Below are 15,488 nucleotides of genomic sequence, written 5' to 3'. Positions count from 1 at the left end.
TCTATCAGACTCTTTCGTGTCCGATTCCCGGTCGAAGCGGGCCCCCTGCGAAGCAGGAGAATTGTTACTGCGCTTTCCAGTTCTTCGCTTTCGCGCTTTCCCTTTCCGGCGAGTCCGACTCTATCAGCCGTTTTCCATTTCCTTGACCAGCTCCTGCAGACACGCAGAATGAGGCTCAGGTTGGAAGTGCGGTGTTTGAGAGTCGCCGCCGGCCCCCGACTTGAGGTCGCGTTGGGGCCAGGCAGGATCACGACAGTACAGGCCGCTGTGGGGCGAGGCAAATCGTCTGCGGTGTACCCCTAGGTCTGTCAACCGGTAGCTCTCGGGCGGAACCGTGACTTCATATGACTTACGCTGCTGATCAGTACGCCGTCCCCATCAGTCGGTACGGCGACAACAGACGAAGCTCCACCCCTGGGAGGCCCCCCATGACCACAGTGACGTCCCCGCTTGTCGGCCGCGTGATCGGACTCACCGCGGTTCCCGACCCGGTGTTCTCCGGCGCCATGGTTGGTCCCGGTACCGCCATCGACCCCGTGCGCGAGCCCTCCGAGGCCGTCTCTCCGGTGGACGGCATCGTCGTCTCCCTGCACCCCCACGCCTTTGTCGTGGTGGACGACGAGGGACACGGGGTACTGACCCACCTCGGGATCGACACCGTACAGCTCAATGGCGAGGGCTTCGAGCTCCTCGTCAACAAGGGGGACACCGTGGCCCGTGGTCAGGGCATCGTGCGGTGGGACCCCGCCGCCGTCGAGGCAGCCGGCAAGTCGGCGATCTGCCCGATCGTGGCACTCGAGGCCACCGCCGAATCCCTTTCCGAGGTGCGCGAGGACGGCGACGTGAAGGTCGGAGACGCACTGTTCGGCTGGCAGTAACACCTTTGGTGCAGCAACTGCCAGTGGGTATTCACCGCGGTGGCACAGCCGCCGCACAACCGGAGACGGGTGAAATGGAGACAACGCTGCGAGGCGTCGGCGTGAGCCACGGTGTGGCGATCGGCGAAGTTCGGCACATGGGTACGGCGGTACTGGAACCGCCCGCCAAACAGATTCCTACGGAGGAGGCCGAGCGCGAGCAGGGGCGCGCCCGCCAGGCCGTGGAAGCTGTCGCGGCCGACCTGATCGCGCGAGGCAATCTGGCCGGCGGCGAGGCCCAGCACGTGCTCGAGGCCCAAGCCATGATGGCGCAGGACCCGGAGCTCATGGCCGATGTGGATCGCCGCATCGCGGTCGGCAGCACCGCGGAGCGCGGGGTCTACGACGCGTTCGCCTCCTACCGTGCTCTGCTGGCCAATGCCGGGGAGTATCTGGCCGGCCGCGTCGCGGACCTCGACGATGTGCGGAACCGGATCGTTGCGCGGCTGCTCGGCGTTCCGATGCCGGGTGTTCCGGACAGCGACGAGCCGTACGTACTGATTGCTCGCGACCTGGCCCCGGCCGACACGGCGCTGCTGGACCCGGCTCTGGTGCTCGGGTTCGTCACCGAGGAGGGCGGTCCGACGAGTCACAGCGCCATCCTGGCGCGCGCACTCGGAGTTCCGGCCGTCGTTGCTCTTCCGGGAGCCGGGGAGATCGCCGAAGGCACCGTCGTCGCGGTGGACGGCAGTACCGGTGAGGTCTTCGTCGAGCCGAGCGAAGAGAAGCGCACGGCGATGGAGAGCGCCGCGGCGGCCCGCAAGGCCGCGTTGTCCGCCACGACAGGTCCGGGTGCCACGTCCGACGGTCACAAGGTCCCGTTGCTCGCCAATGTCGGCGGTCCCGCCGATGTGCCGGCGGCGGTGGAGGCCGGTGCCGAAGGCGTCGGGCTGTTCCGTACCGAGTTCCTGTTCCTGGACGACAGCAAGCAGGCGCCCACCGAGGCGAAGCAGATCGCGGCCTACCGTGCCGTACTGGAGGCGTTCCCCGAGGGGCGCGTCGTCGTGCGGGTGCTCGACGCCGGTGCGGACAAGCCGCTGGACTTCCTGACCCCGGCGGACGAGCCGAACCCGGCGCTCGGTGTCCGTGGGCTGCGCAGCCTGCTGGACCACCCCGACGTGCTGCGCACGCAGCTGACCGCCCTGTCCAAGGCGGTCGAGGGCCTGCCCGTCTACCTCGAGGTCATGGCTCCGATGGTGGCCGACCGTGCCGACGCGAAGGCGTTCGCGGACGCGTGCCGTGAGGCCGGACTGCAGGCGAAGTTCGGTGCGATGGTGGAGATTCCCTCCGCCGCGCTGCGGGCTCGTTCGATCCTGCAGGAGGTGGAGTTCCTGTCGCTGGGTACCAACGACCTGGCGCAGTACACCTTCGCGGCAGACCGGCAGGTGGGCGCCGTGTCCCGGCTGCAGGACCCGTGGCAGCCGGCGCTTCTGGATCTGGTCGCGCTGTCGGCCGACGCGGCCCGCGCGGAGGGCAAGAGCTGTGGTGTCTGCGGAGAAGCTGCCGCGGATCCGCTGCTTGCCTGCGTCCTGACCGGTCTGGGTGTCACCTCGCTGTCCATGGGTGCCGCTTCCATTCCCTATGTGCGCGCCACGCTCGCGAAGTACACGCTCGCGCAGTGCGAGCGTGCCGCTTCCGCCGCTCGTGCGACGGACTCCGCCGAAGAGGCACGGGTCGCGGCCCAGGCGGTGCTGTCGGGCGAGTGACGTCGCCGGACTCGCGCGGTCGGTTGTGAAGGGGTTCCCGCCCTGCAGGCGGGAACCCCTTCGTTCTTTCCGTCAGTGGTGCTCCTCCGGCTCGTCGGCGCCGAGGTCGAAGCCGGCGCAGTACTCCACGTTCGACTCCGGGGAGACCGGTTCGCCCGTGTCGGCGTCGGTGCAGTAGGCGCTGAAGACCTCGCCCGCGGTGAGCGGGACGAGTCCGCCTCGGATCAGACGCCAGCCGTACACACGGTCCGGGGTGTCCGCGGTGCTGGTCCGCAGCACCACGCCTCCCCGTGTCTCCAGTGCGATGCCGACGGCGAGGACGGTGGCGAACTCCGCCCCTTCCGACGATTCGAGCTGCACCGGACCGTCGGGGTGCCTCGTCGTGTGGAGCACGGCGAGGAGCTGTTCGTTTTCCGTGGGTGTGCTGCAGACCGTGTGGTGGGTACCCGGTCCTGCTGTCTCCAGCAGACGCGACAGCAGGTGGGAGGCCCGGTCGAAAGCGGCCCTGCCGATGTCCTGTCCGCAGTCCGCGCAGTCTCCGAGGTCCGCCAGGAGCATGGTGGCGTACTCCCAGGTCGCCCGGCGGACGGCGCGCGAGACGAGTTGCGGGATCAGGGCGTCGATGGGCTGGCCGGTATAGGCCACGGTGGCACCGGCTGCGGCGATTTCGGCGGTGAAGCGGCTGCGGTTCGTGCGGTCGTCCGGATCGAGGCCGCCGTCGGTGCAGAACTCCGCGTAGTCCTCCGGGTCGAAGAGGGCGACCGTGGTGTGCATTCCCTGCGCTGCGAGGGTTTTGAGCAGGCCTTCGACCTGCTGCAGATAGACGGAGTGATCGTCGAAGGTGAAGCTCCGGTAGTGACGCATCGCCGCGAAGTCCTCGGCGTCGACCAGGAGGCCGACGGTATTGGGTGCTTCGCGGCGCAGCGCGCGTCGCATGGATGTGCCGGAGCGGTGGTGCGTGCGTTTCGTCTGCTTGATGTGCGCCATGAGTCCCCCTGTGCACTGTCGATCGATGCTCACTCAGCGTAATCAGGGGGACTGACAGCGGTGCCCTCGGTGACCGGGTCAGCGGCGTTCGCGGGCGAGGTTCTCGTAGAAATGGAGAAGTTCGAGGTTGTCGATGGAGCCGGGGTTGACCGCCTTGGACAGGGCCGTGCCCTGCAGGAGGCGCTTGACCGGAACCTCGATGCGTTTGCCGGTGAGGGTGTGCGGGATGCCGGGGACCTCGATGACCTCGTCCGGTACGTGGCGTGGTGAGAGGTTCTCGCGGATCGTCCGCTTGATGCTGTTGCGGAGGTCGTCGTCGAGCGCGGCGCCTTCGGCGAGGTGGACGAAGAGCGGCATCCAGTAGCCCCCGTCCGGCTCCTCGATGCCGATGACGAGGGACTCGCGGATCTCCGGGAGCCGTTCAACGGCTTCGTAGATGTCGGCGGATCCCATCCGCACCCCCTGCCTGTTGAGGGTGGAGTCGGAGCGTCCGTGGATGATGACCGAGCCGTGGCCGGTGAGGGTGATCCAGTCGCCGTGACGCCAGACGCCGGGGTACATGTCGAAGTAACTGTCGTGGTAGCGGCTGCCGTCGGGGTCGTTCCAGAAGTGGATCGGCATGGAGGGCATCGGGCTGGTGACGACGAGTTCGCCGACCTCGCCGGTCAGCGGCTTGCCTGCGGGGTCCCATGCCTGGAGGTCCGTGCCGAGGCAGGGGGCCTGCAGTTCGCCGATGTGGACCGGCAGGGTGGGGACCGCGCCCGCGAAGCAGCTGCAGACGTCGGTGCCGCCGCTGACGGAGGCGATCCACAGGTCCTCGGCCACCTCGTCGTGGAGCCAGCGGAAACCGTCGGGCGGAAGCGGGGAGCCGGTGGTGGCGACGCATTGGACGCGGCTGAGGTCGTGGTCGCGGCCCGGATGGATTTCGGCTTTGCGGCAGGCCATGACGTAGGCCGCGGAGGTACCGAAGAGCGTCGCTCCGGTCTGTTCGGCGACCCGCCACTGGGCGCTGACGTCCGGGTATCCGGGGCTTCCGTCGTACAGCACGACGGTGGTGCCGGTGAGCAGGCCGGAGACGAGGAAGTTCCACATCATCCAGCCGGTGGAGGTGTACCAGAAGAAGCGGTCGTCGGGGCCGAGGTCGCAGTGCAGCCCGATCTGCTTGAGGTGTTCGACGAGGATGCCGCCCTGGGACTGGACGATCGCCTTGGGAAGTCCGGTGGTCCCGGAGGAGTACAGCACCCAGAGCGGGTGCTCGAAGGGGACCTGCTCGAAGACGGGTTCGACGTCGGCGGCGGTGAGCGCGGACCACTCGAGGGCTCCGTCGGGCGCGTCCGTGCCGAGGAGCGGGATGTGGACGACGGCGCGCAGGGTGGGGAGCTCGCGTCGGAGCTCCGCCACGGTCTCGGTGCGGTCGTGCTCCTTGCCGCCGTAGCGGTAGCCGTCGACGGTGAACAGGACGACGGGTTCGACCTGCTGGAAGCGGTCGAGGACGCTGCGGGCACCGAAGTCGGGGGCGCACGAGGTCCAGACCCCGCCGACGGCAGCCGTGGCGAGGAAGGCGACGACCGCCTGCGGAATGTTGGGGAGGTACCCGCTGACGCGGTCGCCGGGTGTGACACCGAGGGCGCGCAGCTCGGCGGCGAGGGAGCCGACCTGGCTGCGGAGCGACGACCAGCTGACGGGGATCTGCGTGTGGGTCTCGTCGACGTGGAGCAGTGCCGGGGCGTCGGCGCGCAGGGGGTCGTCGGCGGTACGCAGCGCGTGTTCGGCGTAGTTGAGGGTGGATCCGGGGAACCACTGGGCGCCGGGCATGGCGCGGTCGCCGATGACGGTCTCGTACGGGGTGGAGAAGCGAACGTCGAACCAGTCGGTGACTGCCTGCCAGAAGCTGTCGAGCTCGTCGACCGACCAGCGGTGCAGGGCCTCGTAGCCGCCGTCGGCCGGCGCTCCGTACCGCTCTGCCGCCCAGCGCTGGAAGCGGGTGACGGCCGCGGCCTCGATGCGTTCGGGGTCGGGCTGCCAGAGGGGGGCTTCGCCGGCTTCTGAGGTCATGGGGTGGCTCCCTGGCCTTTCTCGGGTACGCGGGGTGTGCGTGCGTCGCGCGCACGGGCTGGGGTGTGCGCGTGAGCGGCATTCACGGACGATGCCATGTGATCGTCTTTCGCACCAGGGTCCCCCGGCCATGGTTGCCGCCCCGGCAGTGTGGTCAGGCCACAGGTGAACGGAAGCTGAACGGACCCCGTTCGCCGTCGGCCGGGTGGCAGGGTGGCCTGCATGGATGGTCGTGACCTGGTGCGCTCGGTGAAGATGGTCGGTTCTGTGCAGGGCATGCGCGCGGTGCGCTCCGCCTGGCGACGACGGCGGGCGGACGCGCGGGCGTTGCCGCCACGGGGGCCGGAGCGGGCTCGGGTCCCCGGTCTTCTGGTGGGGGCCGAGCCCGGACCGGGCGGGGGTGTCGTGAGATTCGCCCGTTCGGAGTTGCGCATCCGTGTGGCCGTCGGTGGTGCGGTGTTCTGGTCCTGGGACGGTGCGGAGTCGATGCCGTCCTACGCGCTGCCGGGAGAGGCACCGGAACCGGATCCGCGGGCGGGGCTGGAGCCGGACAAGGACGGCGGCTGGCAGGTGGTGTCGGAGCGGCTGACGGTGGCGGTGTCGCGGCACGGGGCGGTGGAGCTGCGTACGCCGGGCGGTGTGGTGCTGCGCCGGGAGCTGCCGCCGAGGTGGTGGGAGCCGGTGGGCGGGGGTGCGGCGCGTTGGGTCCAGCGCTCCGAGGTGCCTGCCGACGCGCGCTTCTTCGGGCTCGGCGGGCGGGCGGGCGGTCCGCGGCTGCGCGGGGGGACGTACCGGCTGTGGAACACCGATCCGGGTGGTCGCTTCGGTCCCGCGGACGATCCGTTGTATCTGACGATGCCGGTGCAGTTCGTGGTGTCGGACGCGGGGACGCATCTGGCCTTCCATGACAACACCTGGTCGGGCCGGGTGACCCTCCGGGAGGGTGAGGAGGGTGCGGGGTCCGGGCATGACCGGCCGGGTACGTGTGAGGTGCGGATGGAGGGCGGTCCGCTGCGCTGCTGGGTGGTGGCGGGTACGCCGTCCAGGGTGCTGCAGGGCTGGACGGCGCTGACCGGTGCGCCCGCGCTGCCGCCCTCGTGGGCGTTGGGTCCGCAGCACTCCAGGTGGGGGTTCGGCAGCGAGGACGAGGTGCGGCGGATAGTGGCGGGGTACCGGGAGCGGGGGCTCGCACTGTCGGCGGTGCACCTGGACATCGATCACTACGACGCGCACCAGGTCTTCACGGTCGACCGTGAGCGGTTTCCCGATCTGCCCGGGCTGGCCAAGGAGTTGCGTGCGGACGGGGTGCGCCTGGTGTCGATCGTCGACCCGGCGGTGAAGGCGTCACCGGGCAACGGGGTTTTCGACAGCGGCCGGGAGGTCGGCACGGCGGGTGCGTTCGTCCGGGATCCGCAGGGGCGCCGGGTGCTCGGTGAGGTGTGGCCGGGTGAGTGCGTCTATCCGGACTTCACCGATCCGCAGGTGAGGCAGTGGTGGGGGACGCTGTACGAGGAGCGGCTCGCCCAGGGGTTCTCCGGGGTGTGGCACGACATGAACGAGCCGGTGGCGTTCACGGCCTTCGGCGACCCTTCGCTGCCGCGTTCGTCCCGGCACGCGCTCGAGGGCCGTGGCGGTGACCATCGTGAGGCGCACAACGTGTACGGCCTCACCATGGCGCAGGCCGGGTACGAGGGGCTGCGCCGGCTGAGGCCCGACGAGCGGCCGTTCCTGTTCTCCCGCTCCGGCTGGGCGGGGATGCAGCGGTACGGGGGCACCTGGTCCGGTGATGTGGCCACGGAGTGGCCCGGGCTGCGTGCCTCGCTGGCCCTGGTGCTGGGTCTCGGACTCTGCGGGGTGCCGTATTCGGGGCCGGACGTGGGCGGGTTCGACGGGTCGCCGTCGCCGGAGCTGTATCTGCGCTGGTTCCAACTGGGCGCGTACCTGCCATTGTTCCGTACCCATGCGGCCATCGACGCGGGGCGGCGGGAGCCGTGGGAGTTCGGGCCCGAGGTGCTCGGTGGCGCGAGGGCCGCCCTGGAGGAACGGGAGCGGCTGCGCCCGTACTTCGTGACGCTGGCGGAGCTGGCCCGGCTGACGGGTGCGCCGTATGTGCGGCCGTTGTGGTGGGGGGCCTCCGGGGACCGGGCGCTGCGGGAGTGCGAGGACGCGTTCCTGCTGGGCGATGCGCTGCTCGTGGCACCGGTGCTGGAGTGCGGGTCGGATCGCCGGGCGGTTCGGCTGCCGCGGGGCCGCTGGTACGACACGGCGACCGAGGAGGCGTACGAGGGGCCGGGACAGGTTCTGCTGGACGCGCCGTTGTCACGGATTCCGGTTCTGGCGCGGGCCGGGGCGGTGCTTCCGGTGCGGGGTGCGGACGGAAGCACGGAGCTGGAGGTGTGGGCCCCGGCGGCGGGGCGCACGGGTGGCGGGCTGGTGGCGCGCGATGTGGGCGACGGGTGGACGCGGTCCGAGGTGGAGCGGTTCACGTCTCGGCTCTCGGGCGGGCGTGTCGTGGTCGAACGGGACGGTGAGGAGGACCTGGTGACGTATCCGGTACGCGTGCGGGGGCTGCGCGCCCCCACGGGCCCGGGTCAGTCGCTGTAGCTGTAGCTGCCGGCGAACCAGGAGCGTACGGCCAGGGTGTGCAGCGGGAAGGCGAGCTCCGCGGGGGTCTGCAGGACCTTGAACCCCGAGGTCTCGTCCGTGGGCACGGACGGCGGCAGGTCCGCGGCAGCGCGGGGCGGGAGCAGGCCGAAGAGGAGGAGATGGCCGTCCGGGGAGCTCAGGGCGTCGGCGAGCCGTACGTCCGTCCCGTCGGCCTTGATCCCCGTTTCCTCGCGCAGTTCCCGTACGACCGCCTCGCGCCAGTCCTCGGTGTGGTCGATGTACCCGCCGGGCAGGGCGATGCCGCCCAGTTGCGGCGGGATGGTGCGGGTGATGACGACGAGTCCGGTGCCGTGCGGGCCCGTGACCGGCAGGAGGGCGACGGCGACGGGCAGCGGGTTGCGGTAGGCGGTGGCGCCGCACGCGGGGCAGGTGCGTGGCCAGGTGGTGGGCACCGTCGGGGCCGCGGAGTACGGGGCTCCGCAGGTGCTGCAGTGGGAGTCCTTCACGGGCGGACTGTATCCGATCACTCTTCTCCTGAGGCCCCGGAGCTGATAGACGATGTGCCCATGACAGGAATTGCTCACGCCCTCCGCGCTTCGGCCGCCGCTGCCGCCGCCCTGCTCGCCGTGACCGCTGCCGCTCCGGTGGCCCGGGCCGAGCCCGAACCCAAGGCTCCCCCGGAGTTCGTCGACCTGCGATCCGTCGATCCCACGATCATCACTGAGATGCGGTACACCACCGCGCACACCTTCCTGGGCGAGCGGGTGGAGGGGTACCGGCAGCCCGTCTGCATCCTGACCCGGCCCGCGGCACGGGCGCTGCGCACGGCTCAGCGGAGCCTCCTGCGCCAGGGTTACTCGCTCAAGGTGTACGACTGCTACCGGCCGCAGCGGGCGGTGGACCACTTCGTGCGCTGGGCGAAGGATCTCGACGACCAGACCATGAAGGGCGAGTTCTATCCGCTCGTCGACAAGACCCGTCTGTTCGAGGACGGTTACATCGCGGAGAAGTCCGGGCACAGCCGGGGCAGCACGGTCGACCTGACGCTGGTGAAGCTGCCTGCCCTGCCGACCAGGCCGTACGTGCCGGGCGAGCGGCTGGCGCCGTGCTACGCACCGGCGGACGGGCGATTCCCCGACAACTCGGTGGACATGGGCACGGGTTACGACTGTTTCGACACCTTGTCGCACACGGACGACCCGAGGGTGCAGGGGATACAGCGCACGAACCGGCAGTTCCTGAAGAAGACGCTCACCGGCCTCGGTTTCGTGAACCTGGCCGAGGAGTGGTGGCACTACACCTACAAGCCCGAAGTCTTCCCGGACACGTACTTCGACTTCCCGGTGAGCAGGCGGTCCGTCGCGGGCCACTGAGAGCGGCGCCGGCGCGAAGAACGGGCGACCGGGACCACCCCCGTGGGCTCCGGCCGCCCGTTCTTCTTATCGGACGCGGAACTGCCGTATCCGGTTGCCACCTGAGCCATTACGGTGCCTTTATGTCACAGCAGACGTTCAATTCGTACGAAGAGTTCTGGCCCTACTACGTCGCGATGCACTCCAGAGCGGCGACGAGGTGGGTCCATCTGACCGGAACACTGACCGGTCTCGCCGTCACCGCCTACGGACTGGCGCGCGGCCGGAAGCGCTACCTCGCGGCGTTGCCCCTGATCGGGTACGGCACCGCCTGGCCATCGCACTTCCTCATCGAGAAGAACAATCCCGCCACGTTCGGGCACCCCGCATGGTCGCTGCGCGGCGATGTGCAGATGATCCGCATGATGCTCGCCGGACGGGACGGGGAGCTGGCCGAGACCGCCGCCAAGTGGCTCGCCGAGAACCCCTGACAGCAGGGTGCGCACGGGGGTTGACGGTCCGTCACGGCAGGTGAAGACTCCTCCCACGGCCGCTGCTGGCCAGCACCGTACGCGCGGCCCGTACCCCGGTCGGCGGGGGTACGGGCCGCGTTCAGTGCTGTCGCCGGACTGTCAGGTCGCGGCAGGTTCCCGGAGCCGGTCGGCCCGCGCCATCGCGTGTTCGACGACGGCGACCAGCACGTCCCGTACGGACGCCCGGTCGCGCGCGTCGCATACGAGAACCGGTACCTCGGGGTCGAGGTCGAGTGCCGTTCGCACCGCTTCGTCGGGGAACTGTTCGGCCCCCTCGAAGAGGTTGACCGCGACGGTGAACGGGATCTCGCGGCGCTCGAAGTAGTCGACCGCCGCGAAGCAGTCCTCCAGCCGACGGGTGTCCGCGAGGACGACCGCCCCCAGCGCACCCTGGGCCAGCTCGTCCCACAGGAACCAGAACCGGTCCTGTCCGGGCGTCCCGAACAGATAGAGGACCAGGTCCTCGCGCAGGGTGATCCGCCCGAAGTCCATGGCCACCGTGGTGGTGCTCTTGCCCTCGACACCGGCAAGGTCGTCGACGGGGCGGCCCGCCTCGCTCAGCCTCTCCTCCGTACGCAGCGGTCTGATCTCGCTGACCGCCCCCACCAGGGTCGTCTTGCCCACGCCGAATCCGCCCGCCACCAGGATTTTCAGGGTAACGGGCTCAACGGGCCGCTTTCTGCGGCTAGAGCGCCCGAAGGCCATTGATCACCTCGCGAAGAATGTTCACGTCCGGCAGCTCGGCCGGCGGAACGGGACGGGTGACATGCACCAGTTCGTCCTCGACGAGATCGCCGACCAGGACCCGGACCACCCCGACGGGGAGGTCCAGTCCGGAGGCGAGCTCGGCGATGGACTGGGGCATGTCGCTGCACAGTTCGACGATCTCCACGTGTTCCGGGGAGAGCGTCTGATCACGGCCCGGATCATCGGCCGCGGGTTCGGGGACGACGATCGCGATCAGGTCGAGACGGTGACGGGACGCACTGCTGGTACGCCCACGGGTCATCGCGTAGGGACGGACGACCGGGCCTGCTTCGGCGTCGTACCAGCGTGAGGAGCCCGCGTCGGTGGGTGCTGATCCGGGGGCGGTGCCCCGGTCGGAGTCGGCGCTCATGCCGTCCGCTCACCCGCCGGCGGGGAGACCGGTCGTCCGGGGGGCGTTGGCCAGGTGGACCCCCACGCGCTTGACCATGAGTGTCATCTCGTACGCCACCTGACCGACGTCCGAGTCCGAGTCGGAGAGGACGGCGAGACAGCTGCCGTCGCCGGCCGCGGTGACGAAGAGGAAGGCGTCGTCGAGTTCGACGACGGTCTGCCGGACCCGGCCCGCGTCGAAGTGCCGGCCCACGCCCTTGGCGAGGCTGTGGAATCCGGACGCCACGGCTGCCAGGTGTTCGCTGTCCTCGCGGGTCAGGTCCTTGGACGTGCCGGTGGCCAGGCCGTCACTGGAGAGCACCAGCGCCTTACGGATGCTCGCGACGCGCTCGACGAGTTCGTCGAGCAGCCAGTTGAGTTCGCCGGAGCCCTGGCGTGAGGCGTTGTGTGCTGCGGCGTTCGGTGCGGTCATCGACCGTCCCCTCCCGGAGTGGTTCCTGGTGCTGTCTCGCCGTGGCCGGTCACGTCCTCGGCGTTCTGCCGACGGCCGCGCTGCCAGCCGCGTTGAAGCGAAGCCATGCGATTGCGTACTTCGTCCGCGTCACGTTCGAGGTCGTCGACGGTGTCTGCGGGGGCGTGGCCGGGAGTCCGGCCGGCGGAGTCCTCCCGGAGCTGAGGGGCGAGGCTGGCCTGCCGGACCCTGCGCGGCAGACCTCCCGCGGTGTCCGGTGCGGACGGCCGCGCACTGGAGCTGCGCTGTGACGGGAAGGGGGCCCGCCGGCCGGCCGCCGGGACGGTGCCTGTCCCGGGAGCGGCCGGGAAGGCCGCGGCGTCCGGCGCGACCGGGGGGTCGTCCGGTGCCGCCGAGGGGTCCGGGTCCGGTTCGCCGACCCGGCGGCCGTGGTCGGTGACCAGGGTCGGCGGCTTGCGGCGCGGCAGCGGTACGGGCCCTGCGGGACGCATCGGGCGGACGGCTCCGGAGCGCCCGTCGGACGGGTCGAACGCCTGCTGGTGCTGCTCACGGTCGGTGTCCCGGCGCAGATCGCGGGCGCGGAAGATGCCGCCGCGCTCGCTCTCCGTGTCCTCGAGGTCGGAGACGCCGTCGAGGACGGGCGCGAGCGCCGGGTCGAGTGCCTGGTCGTCGGTGAACTCCAGCGCCCCTACCGGGCTTTCGAGCTCCACGGGGCCGTCGAGGGCGGACGGGTCGCTGAGACCGGTGGGGACCGGGGAGAGCCCGGCGGGCCTGGTCGTGGTGGTCACGTCCGCAAGCCCGTCCCTGCGGGCCTTGTCGCTGCCGGGCACGCTGCTGCCCGGCCGGCCGCTGCCGATCGCCTTCTCGGCCCGGCGGTCGAGGCGGAAGCCCGTGCCATGGGTGTCGGGTGCGTCGGTGAGCAGTTGGGCCGGGATGAAGACGATCGCGGTCGTCCCCCCGTAGGGCGATGTCTGCAGAGACACCCTGACGTTCTGCCGCTGGGCGAGCCGGCTGACCACGAAGAGGCCGAGCCGGTCGGTGTCGGAGAGCTCGAAGTCGGGGGTCTCGGCAAGCCGCAGGTTGGCGTCGAGGAGGACCTCCGGCGCCATGCCGAGGCCGCGGTCGTGGATCTCGAGCGTGAAGCCGTTGGCCACGCGTTCGCCGTGCACCTGGACAGCGGTGTGCGGGGGCGAGAACACGGTGGCGTTTTCGAGGAGTTCGGCGATCAGGTGGGTGAGGTCGGCCACGGCGGGGCCGCCCACGCCGATACGGGCGAGGCGCCGTACCTCGATCCGTTCGTAGTCCTCGACCTCGGCGACCGCCGCCCGTACCACGTCCATCAGCTGGATGGGCTTGCGCCACTGCCGGGACGGGGCTGCCCCGGAGAGGATCACGAGCCCTTCCGCGTGGCGCCGCATGCGGGTGGTGAGGTGGTCGAGGCGGAAGAGATCGGAGAGCTCGTCGCTGTTCTCGGTGCGGCGCTCCATGGTGTCCAGGAGCGTCAGCTGGCGGTGCAGGAGCACCTGGTTGCGCCGTGCGAGATTGACGAAGACCTCGGAGACGCCGCGGCGCATGTCCGCCTGCTTGACCGCGGCTTCGACGGCGGCCCGCTGGAGCGTGTTGAGCGCCTGGCCGACCTGGCCGATCTCATCCCGTTCGTACTGGAGGTGCGGGGCCTCGGTCTCGACGTCGACCTGTTCGCCCGCGGCCAGCCGCCGCATCACGCTGGGCAGTCGTACGCCGGACACCTCGTGGGCGTCCTTGCGCAGCCGGGAGAGGTCGCGGACGAGCTCGCGTCCGATGCGGACCGAGACGAAGACGGAGACGAGCAGGGCGACGAATCCGAGGACACCGGCGACGCCTGCCTGTGCGAGGACCCGGTATCCGGCCGGTTCGGCGCGGTCCTGGAAGCGGTTGGCCATCTCCGTGCTGTCGTTGGCCAGGTGTTCGAGGACCGGTGGGGCCACTTCCTGCCAGCGCGCCGCGTCGACGGCGCCGGGCTTCTTGAACGGTCCTGCGGCGATGAGCCGTTGCTCGGTCGTACGCAGCGGTTCGGTGTCGGGGCTTCCCCAGTACTGCTCCATGCGCCGGCTCTCGGCCTCGGGCAGCAGTTCGAGGTTGACCTCGTACAGGAGTGTGCGGCTGGCGGCGAGGTCGGAGATCGCGCGCAGCTCGGGGGCGCCCAGGCGTCCCGCGATGAGGCCCGAGGCGATCAGCGCGTCCTCACGGGAGAGCATCTCGCGCGCCCGGGAGATGCCGACCAGCGCCCGGACCTGCTTGTCCATCGATACGTTCTCCATGGTGTGGAGTCCGTTGAGGAAGCGGTAGCAGGGGTCGACGAGACCGTTGTAGAAGTCGAGGGCACGGGTACGGTCGATGGTGCGCTTCTCGACGGACGCACGCAGCGAGTCCAGGCCGTCGACCTCGCTGAGGATCGAGTCGAGCTGCGTCTCCGCGTCCTCGCTCAGCGCGTCGCGGACGGCCTCCTGCTGTGCGCTCCTCCTGACGTCCGCCACGACCCGGTCGGTCGCGGCACGTTGACGGCGCAGGATCGGCAGGGCGTCGGAAGCCCGGGGGTCGGCGAGGAAGACCAGCGTCTGTCGGCGTTCGCCCTGGACGGCACGGACGGTGTCCTCCAGGGGATGGCCGACCTTCTCCACGATGGCGCTCGCACCCATCAGTTCGCCCGCTTCGCGGCCGGTGATGTAGGTGGCGAAGACCCAGAGACCCGTGAGAGAGACGAGCGGCACCAGGAGCAACGCCACGATCTTCCTGCGGATGGACTTCCCGCGAAAGCGCATGGCCTCCCCCAGCTCGACCCCGCTCTGCGGGGGTGGTTGTGTCGGTGTCGTTCCGGTGTTCCGGTGGTGGTCCGCCGGAGGTACGTCGGTGTTCCGTCAACAAACGGCGCGAGCCTACTACTGACAAGCGGACAACTCGAAGGCGTGTCCGTACGATTTTCGGCCGCCCTCCCCCTCGTTGATCACGAGTTGTCCGGGTATTCCCTGAGATGAAATTCGCGAAAGCGACAGAGAAAGTCTGCCCACAGGCCACGGAGTCACTTCAGGCAGTTGGCTGGAACTCTTCGTTCCGCGACCGTACGGGGCCGATTGAGGATGTTCTGCGGGAATCTTCCCGGCTCGGCATTCGTCCACCTGTACGGGGCAGGAGAACATTACGGGGCAGGCGTGGCAGAGCGGCAGGGTCCGCCCGCGTAGAACGGGCGCAAGCCGGGCAGCCACCCTGAAGTCGGACAGCGGTGGGGAGTTGAAGGTTTCTTGGACACGGAAGAGCGTCGGGTCACGGCGTCGGCTGCGGAGGCGACCGGGCCGGCGAGGATTCCGCGGCAGCAGCTGTGGGTGGAGGAACCCGCACTGAGACGGCGGATGCCTGATCCGGTGCGGACGGCCGCTGTGCGGGCCGTCCTCATAATGTCGCTGACGATCATTCAGGCCATGGTGGCCTTCCTGTGCACCCTCACCGGATCGTGGCTCGCCTTCCCGATGGTGCTCAGCGGTGTGGGCAGCACGGTCGTCGCGACATGGTCGGTGCTGGATGTGTGGGTGACCCGGCAGGTGTGGAACCAGCGCAACGGCGTGGTGTCCGTGCCGTCCAGCACCGCGCGTCGCATGCGGCGTGAGCGGCGCCGCGCCCGGCGCACGGCCAGGGCGCAGACGCGCAAGGCCACCCGGATACGGCGCCGGGGCACAGGCGGGCTCTCCAGAGCCTGACGGCCTGCGCTCCGGCGCGGTGGCCGGCGA

13 protein-coding genes are annotated in these 15,488 nt (G+C 70.1%); 6 read left to right on the top strand and 7 right to left on the bottom strand.

Annotation, left to right across the window (positions count from 1 at the left end):
* Window positions 1–428: 428 nt before the first annotated feature.
* Window positions 429–878 carry a PTS glucose transporter subunit IIA gene (locus tag ACFW9O_RS35715; RefSeq protein WP_384615254.1) on the top strand — a complete coding sequence of 150 codons (450 nt, stop codon included), beginning with the start codon at window positions 429–431 and terminating at the stop codon, window positions 876–878.
* Between the two features lie 74 nt (window positions 879–952).
* Window positions 953–2,623: a phosphoenolpyruvate--protein phosphotransferase gene (gene ptsP / locus ACFW9O_RS35710; protein ID WP_351173474.1), complete on the top strand. Its 1,671-nt coding sequence runs from the start codon at window positions 953–955 to the stop codon at window positions 2,621–2,623.
* Between the two features lie 72 nt (window positions 2,624–2,695).
* Here the strand turns inward: ptsP and ACFW9O_RS35705 are convergent, their stop codons facing one another.
* Window positions 2,696–3,610 (bottom strand): hypothetical protein, encoded by a 915-nt coding sequence (locus tag ACFW9O_RS35705; RefSeq protein WP_384615252.1) that lies wholly within the window; start codon window positions 3,608–3,610, stop codon window positions 2,696–2,698.
* A gap of 78 nt (window positions 3,611–3,688) precedes the next feature.
* Window positions 3,689–5,665: an acetoacetate--CoA ligase gene (locus ACFW9O_RS35700; protein WP_384615250.1), complete on the bottom strand. Its 1,977-nt coding sequence runs from the start codon at window positions 5,663–5,665 to the stop codon at window positions 3,689–3,691.
* A gap of 222 nt (window positions 5,666–5,887) precedes the next feature.
* Between ACFW9O_RS35700 and ACFW9O_RS35695 the strand changes: the two genes are divergently transcribed.
* Complete coding sequence (locus ACFW9O_RS35695) at window positions 5,888–8,269, top strand: glycoside hydrolase family 31 protein (RefSeq protein WP_384615248.1); 2,382 nt, start codon at window positions 5,888–5,890, stop codon at window positions 8,267–8,269.
* On the opposite strand, the gene ACFW9O_RS35690 is transcribed toward ACFW9O_RS35695, so the two are convergent.
* Window positions 8,257–8,832: an NUDIX domain-containing protein gene (locus ACFW9O_RS35690; protein ID WP_384615258.1), complete on the bottom strand. Its 576-nt coding sequence runs from the start codon at window positions 8,830–8,832 to the stop codon at window positions 8,257–8,259. The genes ACFW9O_RS35695 and ACFW9O_RS35690 overlap by 13 nt on opposite strands.
* Window positions 8,833–8,838: 6 nt before the next feature.
* On the opposite strand from ACFW9O_RS35690, the gene ACFW9O_RS35685 reads away from it, so the two are divergent.
* Together ACFW9O_RS35685 and ACFW9O_RS35680 are read left to right on the top strand one after the other, a co-directional pair.
* Entirely contained in the window at window positions 8,839–9,645 is an 807-nt protein-coding gene (locus ACFW9O_RS35685; RefSeq protein WP_384615246.1) for a M15 family metallopeptidase, read from the top strand.
* 122 nt (window positions 9,646–9,767) lie between these two features.
* Entirely contained in the window at window positions 9,768–10,115 is a 348-nt protein-coding gene (locus tag ACFW9O_RS35680; protein ID WP_384615244.1) for an Mpo1-like protein, read from the top strand.
* Between the two features lie 141 nt (window positions 10,116–10,256).
* On the opposite strand, the gene ACFW9O_RS35675 is transcribed toward ACFW9O_RS35680, so the two are convergent.
* Genes ACFW9O_RS35675 through ACFW9O_RS35660 form a run of 4 tightly spaced genes read right to left on the bottom strand, consistent with a single transcriptional unit; the run spans window position 10,257 to window position 14,528 of the window.
* Entirely contained in the window at window positions 10,257–10,862 is a 606-nt protein-coding gene (locus ACFW9O_RS35675) for an ATP/GTP-binding protein (RefSeq protein WP_384615242.1), read from the bottom strand.
* Complete coding sequence (locus ACFW9O_RS35670) at window positions 10,843–11,274, bottom strand: DUF742 domain-containing protein (RefSeq protein WP_351173451.1); 432 nt, start codon at window positions 11,272–11,274, stop codon at window positions 10,843–10,845. Before ACFW9O_RS35670 ends, ACFW9O_RS35675 begins: the two co-directional genes overlap by 20 nt.
* Window positions 11,275–11,283: 9 nt before the next feature.
* The gene (locus tag ACFW9O_RS35665) at window positions 11,284–11,727 is read right to left on the bottom strand and encodes a roadblock/LC7 domain-containing protein (RefSeq protein WP_329213100.1); all 444 of its coding nucleotides are present in this window, start codon (window positions 11,725–11,727) and stop codon (window positions 11,284–11,286) included.
* Window positions 11,724–14,528, bottom strand: a complete 2,805-nt coding sequence (locus ACFW9O_RS35660) for a nitrate- and nitrite sensing domain-containing protein (protein WP_384615240.1) — start codon at window positions 14,526–14,528, stop codon at window positions 11,724–11,726. Before ACFW9O_RS35660 ends, ACFW9O_RS35665 begins: the two co-directional genes overlap by 4 nt.
* Window positions 14,529–15,005: 477 nt before the next feature.
* Between ACFW9O_RS35660 and ACFW9O_RS35655 the strand changes: the two genes are divergently transcribed.
* Window positions 15,006–15,458 (top strand): hypothetical protein, encoded by a 453-nt coding sequence (locus tag ACFW9O_RS35655; protein WP_384615238.1) that lies wholly within the window; start codon window positions 15,006–15,008, stop codon window positions 15,456–15,458.
* The last annotated feature ends 30 nt before the right edge of the window (window positions 15,459–15,488 follow it).

The sequence above is a fragment of the Streptomyces sp. NPDC059499 genome, from assembly GCF_042749285.1.
In the GTDB taxonomy this organism is placed as follows: Bacteria; Actinomycetota; Actinomycetes; order Streptomycetales; family Streptomycetaceae; genus Streptomyces.
Note: the sequence above shows the minus strand (reverse complement) of the source record. Positions and strands in the feature narration are given on the sequence as shown.

Bases quoted from the DNA above. Each gene is read 5' to 3' on its own strand.
- ACFW9O_RS35715 (WP_384615254.1), top strand. From the start codon at position 429: ATGACCACAGTGACGTCCCCGCTTGTCGGCCGCGTGATCGGACTCACC.
- ptsP (WP_351173474.1), top strand. From the start codon at position 953: ATGGAGACAACGCTGCGAGGCGTCGGCGTGAGCCACGGTGTGGCGATC.
- ACFW9O_RS35705 (WP_384615252.1), bottom strand. From the start codon at position 3,610: ATGGCGCACATCAAGCAGACGAAACGCACGCACCACCGCTCCGGCACA.
- ACFW9O_RS35700 (WP_384615250.1), bottom strand. From the start codon at position 5,665: ATGACCTCAGAAGCCGGCGAAGCCCCCCTCTGGCAGCCCGACCCCGAA.
- ACFW9O_RS35695 (WP_384615248.1), top strand. From the start codon at position 5,888: ATGGATGGTCGTGACCTGGTGCGCTCGGTGAAGATGGTCGGTTCTGTG.
- ACFW9O_RS35685 (WP_384615246.1), top strand. From the start codon at position 8,839: ATGACAGGAATTGCTCACGCCCTCCGCGCTTCGGCCGCCGCTGCCGCC.
- ACFW9O_RS35680 (WP_384615244.1), top strand. From the start codon at position 9,768: ATGTCACAGCAGACGTTCAATTCGTACGAAGAGTTCTGGCCCTACTAC.
- ACFW9O_RS35675 (WP_384615242.1), bottom strand. From the start codon at position 10,862: ATGGCCTTCGGGCGCTCTAGCCGCAGAAAGCGGCCCGTTGAGCCCGTT.
- ACFW9O_RS35670 (WP_351173451.1), bottom strand. From the start codon at position 11,274: ATGAGCGCCGACTCCGACCGGGGCACCGCCCCCGGATCAGCACCCACC.
- ACFW9O_RS35665 (WP_329213100.1), bottom strand. From the start codon at position 11,727: ATGACCGCACCGAACGCCGCAGCACACAACGCCTCACGCCAGGGCTCC.
- ACFW9O_RS35660 (WP_384615240.1), bottom strand. From the start codon at position 14,528: ATGCGCTTTCGCGGGAAGTCCATCCGCAGGAAGATCGTGGCGTTGCTC.